This is a genomic window from Mycobacterium branderi (genome assembly GCF_010728725.1).
In the GTDB taxonomy this organism is placed as follows: domain Bacteria; phylum Actinomycetota; class Actinomycetes; order Mycobacteriales; family Mycobacteriaceae; genus Mycobacterium; species Mycobacterium branderi.
On record NZ_AP022606.1, the window covers coordinates 5,065,337 to 5,074,394 of the forward strand.

At 65.2% G+C, this 9,058-nt stretch carries 10 protein-coding genes; 5 read left to right on the forward strand and 5 right to left on the reverse strand.

The genetic code is table 11. The annotated features are described in order from the left end of the window. Positions 1-10: 10 nt before the first annotated feature. Positions 11-364 (reverse strand): DUF488 domain-containing protein, encoded by a 354-nt coding sequence (locus G6N47_RS24690; RefSeq protein WP_083129636.1) that lies wholly within the window; start codon positions 362-364, stop codon positions 11-13. Positions 365-447: 83 nt separating this feature from the next. Between G6N47_RS24690 and G6N47_RS24695 the strand changes: the two genes are divergently transcribed. Further along, entirely contained in the window at positions 448-702 is a 255-nt protein-coding gene (locus G6N47_RS24695) for a HigA family addiction module antitoxin (RefSeq protein WP_083130444.1), read from the forward strand. 115 nt (positions 703-817) lie between these two features. Here the strand turns inward: G6N47_RS24695 and G6N47_RS24700 are convergent, their stop codons facing one another. From G6N47_RS24700 to G6N47_RS24715, 4 genes are read right to left on the reverse strand one after another with little or no spacing between them, the layout of a single operon-like run. Then, on the reverse strand, positions 818-2,380 hold the full coding sequence (locus tag G6N47_RS24700) for an adenylate/guanylate cyclase domain-containing protein (RefSeq protein WP_083129637.1): 1,563 nt from the start codon (positions 2,378-2,380) through the stop codon (positions 818-820). Between the two features lie 31 nt (positions 2,381-2,411). Continuing rightward, on the reverse strand, positions 2,412-3,242 hold the full coding sequence (locus G6N47_RS24705; RefSeq protein WP_083129638.1) for an LLM class F420-dependent oxidoreductase: 831 nt from the start codon (positions 3,240-3,242) through the stop codon (positions 2,412-2,414). A 56-nt stretch (positions 3,243-3,298) separates the two neighbouring features. Continuing rightward, the gene (locus G6N47_RS24710) at positions 3,299-3,688 is read right to left on the reverse strand and encodes a DUF4267 domain-containing protein (protein WP_083129639.1); all 390 of its coding nucleotides are present in this window, start codon (positions 3,686-3,688) and stop codon (positions 3,299-3,301) included. 5 nt (positions 3,689-3,693) lie between these two features. Continuing rightward, complete coding sequence (locus G6N47_RS24715) at positions 3,694-5,454, reverse strand: N-acyl-D-amino-acid deacylase family protein (RefSeq protein WP_083129640.1); 1,761 nt, start codon at positions 5,452-5,454, stop codon at positions 3,694-3,696. A 78-nt stretch (positions 5,455-5,532) separates the two neighbouring features. Here G6N47_RS24715 and G6N47_RS24720 point away from each other — a divergent pair, with 78 nt between their 5' ends. The 4 genes from G6N47_RS24720 to G6N47_RS24735 all read left to right on the forward strand — a co-directional run bounded on the left by G6N47_RS24720 (position 5,533) and on the right by G6N47_RS24735 (position 9,030). Next, on the forward strand, positions 5,533-6,858 hold the full coding sequence (locus G6N47_RS24720) for an aromatic ring-hydroxylating oxygenase subunit alpha (protein ID WP_083129641.1): 1,326 nt from the start codon (positions 5,533-5,535) through the stop codon (positions 6,856-6,858). Then, on the forward strand, positions 6,855-7,457 hold the full coding sequence (locus tag G6N47_RS24725) for a TetR/AcrR family transcriptional regulator (protein ID WP_232080282.1): 603 nt from the start codon (positions 6,855-6,857) through the stop codon (positions 7,455-7,457). The genes G6N47_RS24720 and G6N47_RS24725 overlap by 4 nt, the downstream gene beginning before the upstream one ends. A 114-nt stretch (positions 7,458-7,571) precedes the next feature. After that, a complete protein-coding gene (locus G6N47_RS24730; RefSeq protein ID WP_083130445.1) occupies positions 7,572-8,231 on the forward strand; it encodes a DUF1906 domain-containing protein in 660 nt (219 codons plus the stop codon). 16 nt (positions 8,232-8,247) lie between these two features. Next, positions 8,248-9,030 (forward strand): enoyl-CoA hydratase, encoded by a 783-nt coding sequence (locus tag G6N47_RS24735; RefSeq protein ID WP_139799282.1) that lies wholly within the window; start codon positions 8,248-8,250, stop codon positions 9,028-9,030. Positions 9,031-9,058 lie beyond the last annotated feature (28 nt).

Sequence of the window (9,058 nt, forward strand, 5' to 3'; positions counted from 1 at the left end):
TCAGCGCCCGTCAGCGGCGTTTGAGCAGCTTCGCCAGCACGGCCGCTTGGCTGCCGTCGACGTCGCGGGTGGCGGTCACCAGCGTCACGGGCCCGCTCTTTGTCAGCTTCCGGAGGTCCGCCAGCGCGTCGTTGCCCTGCAACTCTTTCTCATACCGCTTGGCGAACTCGTCGAAGCGCTCCGGCTTGTGGCCGTACCACTCGCGCAGTTCCTTCGACGGTGCGACGTCCTTACACCAGGTGCCGACGCGCGGGTCGTTCTTGCGGAATCCGCGCGGCCATACTCGGTCCACCAGGATGCGCTGACCGTCGTCGGGCCCAGGGTCGTCGTAGACCCGGGCGATCTGAATGCGGCTCTTGGCCATAGCGCCAGGGTAACGTCGGCCGGCTAATACCGCGTGCCTCGCGTAACGTTACGGGTTACACCAAAGGCCAACACAGCAGCCGGATCGCCGACCAGTACCTCGCGGAACTGGGCCTCTCACAGCGGAAACTGGCTGAGCTTCTTGACGTCCCGCCGCGGCGAATCAACCAAATCATCAAGGGCGAACGAGCTATCACCCCGGACACATCGCTCCGCCTCGGAAAGCTGTTCAGCCAGTCCGACACTTTCTGGCTGAACCTACAAAAGCACTACGAGATCGAGATTGCCCGGGAGACTTCCGATCTGAGCCGAGTGCAGGTCTTGAAGAACGTCGGATAGCCATCAAGATCGGACCGCGCTGCGGATCAATGCGATGTCACGTCCAGCTGTGTTGGGCCAATACCCTCGTCGGCAACGAACGTCGGACACCGGAACCCATTGCTTGCTCCTACGGTCATTGCGACGGCCGCGATGTGAGCCGACTGTTGGTTGGGGCGAGCCGGGCCATCCCACGCAGGATCCACGGTGTCCGTTTCGCCATCACCGCTACGGCGCGATCCGACCGGCGCATCACGGTCCGAGGTCCGGGGGTGGGCGTTGACGCCAGTTCCGCCTCGGCAGATCCGGGGCGAGCACCGTGGCGTTCCACGGCCAGAAGTTGCCAAGTGCCTGGAACGCCGCGTAATTCGACGCTGCCGCGGTCCTCGAAGCCCGTCCCCGACCCCACGACAAGATCGCGGACGGTACTTGAGACGAGGATTTCCCCAGCCCCCGCCTGACCGAGTATCCGCGCCGCGATATGTACTGCGATCCCGCCGATATCGTTGTCCAGCAGCTCGCACTCGCCGGTATGGATGCCGATGCGAATCTCGATGCCCAGTTTCTCGGCTTCGTCACGCAGGGCCTCCGCACAGCGGATGGCCTGCGTCGGGCCGTCGAACGTGACGAGGTGGCCATCGCCCGTGTTCTTCACCACGCTGCCGCCGAATCGTTCCGCGAGCTCGGCCGTAACCTCACCGAAGCGTTGCAACACCACACGCCATCGCTCGTCACCGGTCTCCGCGGCGCGCTGCGTCGACGCGACCATGTCGGTGAACAGCACAGTGCGCAGGGCGCGATGCGACTGTGACGGCGCCGCATGAGTTCCGGTCAGTAGTTTCTCGATCTCGGCCGTGATCTTGTCGGGCTCGGTGAACCACGGTGCGTGGTCTGTGCCGCCGACTTCGAGCATCCGCGCGCCGGGGATGTGATCGGCGAGGTACCGGCCCGCCTGCACTGGAACACAGGGGTCCTCGCTGGCGTGCACGACAAGGGTCGGCACCGTGATGGCCTGCAGGATCGGCCGGACATCGATACGGAACGCCGCTTCGATTGTCGCCCGCGCCATTCCCGGACTCGCGCTCATCCGCTCCAACATTCCAAGCAGGCGTGTCGACGAGACACCATGGATCACTGTCTTGAGTGCCGCGCCGCTGCCCCACGCCGAGCGGATCGCGCGGATGAATTCCAATCCGCCGGCAAGTTGCTCAGTTGACGGCGTATATTCCTCGCCCAATTCGGGAAAGACTCTCGCCCGAAGGTCGGCCGCGTCACGCTCGAGGATGTCCCAGTCGAAGCGGCCGGAATACGCCGATGCGCCGGTGAGGATCAATGCCCGCGTTCGCTCCGGTCGTGTTGCCGCGAAGACGACAGTGGCCGGCCCACCCTCGCTGACTCCCATCAGGGCGGCCTTTTCGAAGCCTGCTGCATCCATGACGGCCTCGATCTCAGCCGCTCGATCATCCAGCGTGCGTACCTTCGGGACCGGGTCCGACAGTCCGACTCCGGCCTTGTCGAACAGGACAACACGACAGAACGTGGAGAGTTGCTCCATGAAAGCCTGAAATTCCGGCATGCTCCAGAACAACTCGACGTGGCTGACGAACGACCCCGCGAAGACGAGTTCGACCGGCCCGTCGCCGAACAACTGATACGCCAGGCTGAGGTCGCCGCAGGGTGCATACGACGTTTCCGGCACGGGCTGAGCGTACCGACGCCGCGGTCAGGCTTTACCCCAGTTTGGCGAACTCGGTCTGCAACTCATCCAGGCGGCGAAGAGTCTCGTCGCGAGGCTCGGTCGGCAATTCGATCAATACGTGCTCGACGCCGAGATCCCGATATCCTTCAACGTCTTTGGCCTTCGGTTCTTCTCCCATATGGATGTTGATCACCGGCACGTCGTGGCCTGCAACAGCGCGCAGCTCTTCGAGCTCACCCGACAGAGCTTTCGCCGATGGACTCAAGGAGATCCAGCCGGCCTTCAGCCGGGCGATGCGCTTAAAGCTCGGGGCACCGCCACCCAGATACAGCGGCGGGTACGGCCGCGTCACCGGCTTCGGCCAGCTGTAGATTGCATCGAAATCCACGAATTCTCCGTGGAATTCCGCTTTCTCTTGAGTCCAGATCTCGATCATCGCGCGCAGCCGCTCTTCGGAGAGGCGCCCGCGAACCGCAGGGTCGACGCCATGGTTGGCAATTTCTTCGCGCAGCCAGCCCACGCCCACGCCGAAGCGAAATCGCCCCTGCGACACCAGATCTACGGATGCGACCTCTTTGGCCGTCAGGATCGGATCCCGCTGCGGCAGCAATGCAATGCCGGTGCCCACAACCAGTTTCTCGGTGGCGACCGCTGCGGCAGTCAGCGCCACAAACGGATCAAGTGTGCGGTAGTACTTCGGCGGAATCGGGCCGCCCATTGGATACGGGGTCTGCGCGTCGACGGGGATGTGCGTGTGTTCGGCGAGGAACAGCGACTCAAATCCGCGCTGCTCGAGGGCTGCGCCCAACTCGACTGGACTGATTCCCTCGTCCGTAACGAAGGTGAGGACACCGATGCCCATGCTTGCTCCCGTCGTCGACATGTGACGACCACACTGAACAGCAAGTCAGTGCGAGCTTATTCCGACGCCTCGCGTGACGTTGCGGTCCGTCGTGTCGCGCCCCAGAGCCCGACGGCGATGCCGATTACCGCGCCGCCCAGGCCGATGAGCTGTGAGCGTTTCATCTCACCATGAACACTCAGCCCGCCGAGCAGGTCGGCCGCGTCGGCACCGCCGGACGCCAGAAACCAGCCGCGAGTGTTGCGCCCGCGCAGTGCGGCCGTCGCGAGCATCGCGCCGATCAGCGCGTCGCGGTAACCCATCGACCGCAACAGCAATTGCGCCGTCGGCGTCGGCTCCTCCGGATCACCCCAGAGCCGGTTTGCGCGAAGCGGGTCGACGAGAAAATGCACGCCCGAAGCGAAACGGATACTGCCGGCAACGAGCGCGGCCCGATCGATCGTCATGCGACTCAGCGCGCGCCGCGCACCAACCGGCCGGGGCGCGCTCCGGTGTCGACGCCGTCGCGGCGCGTCACCACTCCGTTGACAATCGTCGCGCGGTAGCCGGAAGCACCCTGCATGAGCCGGTGTCCGCCGGCCGGTAGGTCGTAGGCCATCCGCGGCGCATGCAGCGTCAGCGCGTCCATGTCGATCACGTTGACGTCGGCCTTCTTTCCGATCTCGATAACCCCGCGATCCGACAGCCCGAACAGCTGTGCGGTGTCGTGAGATTGCTTGCGAATGACGTACTCCAGCGGCAGCTTCTCGCCCCGCCGACGATCCCGCGCCCAGTGCGTCAACAGGAAGGTCGGGTACGACGCGTCGCAGATCATGCTGCAGTGCGCGCCGCCGTCGGACAGCCCCAGCACACTCGCGGGGTGGGTCAGCATTTCGCGGATCGCATCGTGGTTGCCGTCGGCGTAGTTGAACAGCGGCAGCATCAGCATCGCCCCGGCATCGGCCTCCAGCATCAGGTCGTACATCGTCGCGAGTGGATCTTCGCCGCGTTCCCGGGCAATCGCGGCGACGGTGCGATCGGGCGTGGGCTCGTAGTCGGGCGGCTCGCCGAGCGGGTAGAGCCGGTCCACCGAGTGCTGTGCGAACGCAAACATGGCGTCGAACAACACATTTGGATCCGGCGGTATGTCGTCCTCGCTCAAGATGGCGGCCCGCACCGCGGGGTCGGCCAGCCGCGCGGCGAGCTCTTCGCGGCTGCACTCGGCCTTCAACCGCTGATACGTCGGGCGGTGGCTGAAGGCGTGGTGACCGGGAAACCCGAGCAGCATCCCGAACGGGCGCGCCGCGATCTGCGGGTGCAGGCGGCTGCCCTCCTCATGGGCGGCCGCCGAGATGTCGAGCTGTTCACGCCACAATCCCGGGTCGGCGTCGACCTGGATCAGCGCGAAACTCAGCGCCACGTCGATCTCTGCACCGAGCCGCCGCATCCACTCCATTTCCTTTTTCGGCGCCACGATGTCCTCCCCCGCCGCGCCCTGCGGAGCGAGCTCGAACACGGCCCCGCCGCCGGCCGCCATCGCACGGCCAAGCGCGAATAGTTCTTCTTCGGCCGCGAAGGTTCCGGGGACGGGTTCGCCGTCCATGGCGCGATGGGCCAGCGTGCGCGACGACGAGAACCCGAGTGCGCCCGCCTCCACCGCCTCCTGCACCAGCCGGCTCATCGCCGCGATGTCCTCCGGGGTGGCGGGTTCGTTGCGGGCGCCGCGCTCCCCCATCACATAGGCGCGGACGGTCCCGTGCGCGATCTGGCTGCCGACGTCGACGGCGAGCTCGCGCTTGCCGATCACGTCGAGATACTCCGCGTAGCTCTCCCAGCCCCACGTAATGCCTTCGGACAGCGCGGTTCCCGGAATGTCTTCGACGCCCTCCATCAGCTCGATGAGCCACTGCTCACGCCCCGGCCGCACCGGCGCGAAGCCGACACCGCAGTTGCCCATGACGACCGTCGTTACGCCGTGAGTGCTGGACGGCTCGAGAAGGTCGTCCCAGCTGACCTGACCGTCGTAGTGGGTGTGGATGTCGACGAATCCCGGTGCGACGATCTTGCCGGTGGCGTCGATGGTCTCGGCGGCCTCGCCCTCTAGTGGCGGGTCGCCCGGCCCGCGGCGACGAATCTCGACGATCTTGCCGTCCTTGACCGCCACGTCGGCGTCGAACCGCTCTGCGCCGCTGCCGTCCACGACGGTGCCACCAGTGATCTTGAGGTCGAACACGATTACTCCCTTGTCTGCCCCCGCCAGCCGCTACAGTGAGCAATGTAACACCGTTACAGACGTTGCGGGAGGGCTTCGATGACGACACACGCAACCCGCGCCCGGCGGGAGGACGCGATCGGCGCGCCGCCGCAACGCCCCACGCTGGTGCCCGCCGAGCGGTACTACTCCCCGGCCTTCGCAGCGCTCGAGGTGGAGCGGATGTGGCCGAAGGCGTGGCAAGTCGCCTGCACCATCGATCACGTCTTCGAACCCGGCGACTACTTCGAATACCGTTGCGGTCCTTACTCGGTACTCATCGTCCGTGGCGACGACGGGGAGCTGCGCGCGTTCCAGAACGTGTGTCGGCATCGTGGCAACTCGCTGTGCGCCGGCTCGGGTTCGGGCCTGCGGGAGCTGCGCTGCGGGTACCACGGCTGGACATGGGACCTGCGTGGCGCGCTCAAGCGAGTGCCCAATCGCAAGGGATTCGGCTCCCTGCAGGTGTCCGAGTTTCCACTGATCGCGGCGAGCGTCGATAACTGGGAGCGGCTCGTCTTCGTCAACCTCGACGTCAATGCGATGCCGCTGACCGACTACCTGGAGGCGGTGCCGGACGACATCGCGTGGTGCGGGCTCGGCGACTTCCGCTGCTACGCGACCATGACCATCGAGGTCGGCGCGAACTGGAAGACGATTGCCGACGGGTTCAGCGAGACCTACCACATCCAGACCCTGCATCCGGAGCTGCACCGGTGCGTCGACGACGTCTACGCGCCACAAGCGATCTGGGGACACACCGGCAAGTCCGACCAGCTCTACGGCGTGCCAAGCCCGCATCTCAAACAACCGCTCAGCGACGAGGAGGTGTGGGACGCCTACGTCGCAACCCAGGGAGCGTTGATGGGCGTCGCGGAGGGCACTCCGTTCCCGAGCGAAGAGCGTCAACCCGGCCAGTCAGTCACCGACGTGATCGCCGAGCGCACAAGGACTTTCGCTGCCGGGCGCGGCGTCAACCTGAGTTGGGCCACTACCGATCAGCTGATGCGGCTGCACCAGTACAACGTCTTTCCGAACATGACGCTGTTGACCAACGCCGATCATCTGACCGTCATTACCGCACTGCCGGGACCGGATCCCGACCACGGCGAGATGGTGATGATGCTGTGGACGCGGATGCCGCCCGGTGCGCCGCGCAGCAAGCCCGTCGACGTTCGGATGACGGCGGGCGAGGCCGACCCGGGCTTGGTTATGACCCAGGACATCGCGGTGTTGGCTGGGCTTCAGCGCGGCCTGCACCAGCCGGGGTTCACACACGTGGTGCTGTCCAACGAGGAACGGCGCGTGATCAACATGCACCGCAACCTCGAACGCTATCTCGACCTGCCGACATCGGATCGCATGACCGGAGGTGAGCCCGCTTGACTGCCATCACCGCCGAGCTGATCCTCGACACCGCTGCCCGTCTGATCGAACGGGACGGCGTCGAGGGATTCAGCATGCGCGGCCTCGCCCAAGAACTGGGGGTCGCGGTCACGTCGATCTACTGGCATGTGGGTGGCCGCGACAAGCTTTTCGACAGCCTGGTCGACCGCCTGTTGAGCCAGATGGCGCATCTGCCCATCGAGGGTGGTGATCCCGTCGAACGCATTGCGTCGCTTGCCCGTTCGCAGCGCAGGGTGTTGATCGAGCGACAGCACCTTTTACGCATTGCGCACGAACGCGACCGGACACCACAGCTGTTCCTGCCGATTCAACAAACACTGGCAGCGCTGCTGGCAGAGCTAGGTGTGACCGGCTCTGACGCTGCACTCATCCTGCGCGCGGTGCAGGTTCATGTCATTTCGTCGGCGCTGATGCAGTTTTCGGCCGTTCGTGGCCCGAAGCACGATGAGGAAGACCCGTCGCTGTGGGCCGACGCCTGGCCCGACCAAGCTCTGGTCCAGGCGCTGCAATCCCCCACCGACTACGACGCCGTTTTCGAGTACGGGCTCAATGCGTTACTGAGGCCATTGCAAAGCTGATTTTGTTACCATCGCGCGGTGGCTGTTTCGAGGCGCGACGTCCTCAAATGCGCTTGCGCCGCACCGGTTCTATTGAGCCTGCCGGTCAATGCGCCAACGGCGTCGGCCGCCACCATGCGGCTCATCGATTTTTCGGAGCACATCGTCGCGCCGGACCAGATCAAAGCGGCGGGTTTTGACGGGGCATTGGTCTATGTGGCCGAATCGCGCCCGGGCGCGGACTTCGATTTCAAACCCGTCACCCGCGAGTACGCGGATGGGCTACGCGCGGCGGGTCTTCACATCGTCAGCTGTTATCAGTACGGCAAGCCCGGTTGGCCTACCCCGTCGGATTACACCCGGGGGTACGACGGCGGCGTAGCCGATGCGCAGACAGCAGCACGGTTGCACGCCGCGGCCGGCGGGCCGGATACCGCGCCGATCTTCTTCAGCGTCGACGAGGATATCGACCTCGATACGTGGAATAGCGTTGCTGTTCAATGGTTTCGAGGCCTCAACTCGGTGCTGGGGGTGCAGCGCACCGGCATCTACGGGCATTCGCGGGCGTGCGGATGGGCGATCAAAGACAACGTCATAGGGCGCTCGACCACGGCGGGCCACCGGTGGGCGTGGCAGACCATCGGGTGGTCTGCCGGTCAGCGCGAGCCTGCCGCGGTGCTGTATCAGGTTGTGGTCAACACCGCGTCGAACCCCGGAGTGCTCGTGGGCGGTACACACGTGGACGTGGACGAGGTCCTCGCGGCCGATTTCGGGCAGTGGGATTTGCATCGTTAGTCGTATGCTCGCCTGCATGAGCAGGCTCACGACGCCCGTTCTGGTACACGTCGACGCGCCGGTGGCCCGCCTGACCCTCAACCGGCCAGAGAAACGCAACGCGCTGAGCCTCGAGCTGATGGAAGAGCTGATCGCCACGCTGCGCCAACTTGGCGCGGATCCCGACGTGCGGGTGATCGTCGTCGACGCGGTCGGCCCGGTGTTTTCCGCGGGTCATGACTTGAGCGAGATGATCGGTCGCGACGTCGCGTTCTACCAACGGCTGTTCGACGTGTGCACCGAGCTCATGGAAACCATTCACGGCCTCCCCCAGCCGGTAATCGCCAAGGTAAAAGGAATGGCGACCGCGGCGGGATGTCAGCTGGTTGCCGCTTGCGACCTCGCCGTGGCCTCGCAGGAAGCCCGGTTTGCCACCCCGGGGGTCAAGATCGGCCTGTTCTGCTCGACGCCGATGGTGCCGTTGTCGCGCGCGATCGGCCGCAAGCGTGCACTGGAGATGTTGCTTACCGGGCAGCCGATTACCGCTGAGACCGCCCTGGACTGGGGCCTGGTGAACCGCGTCGTCCCGGCCGAAGCCCTCGAAGACGAATTGGGCGCCATCGTCGATGCCATCGTGGCTTCCAGCCCACTGACCGTGGGGTTGGGCAAGGAAACGTTCTACGCCCAAGTCGAGCTCGACGAACACCGGGCCTACGACTTGACGAAGGCCGTGATGGCGTTGAACGCTCGCGCCGACGATGCCCAGGAGGGCATGTGCGCCTTCCTCGAGAAGCGACCGGCGATCTGGCGTCGGCGTTAGGCGCCTTTACTCGTTCTTGACCGGGTGT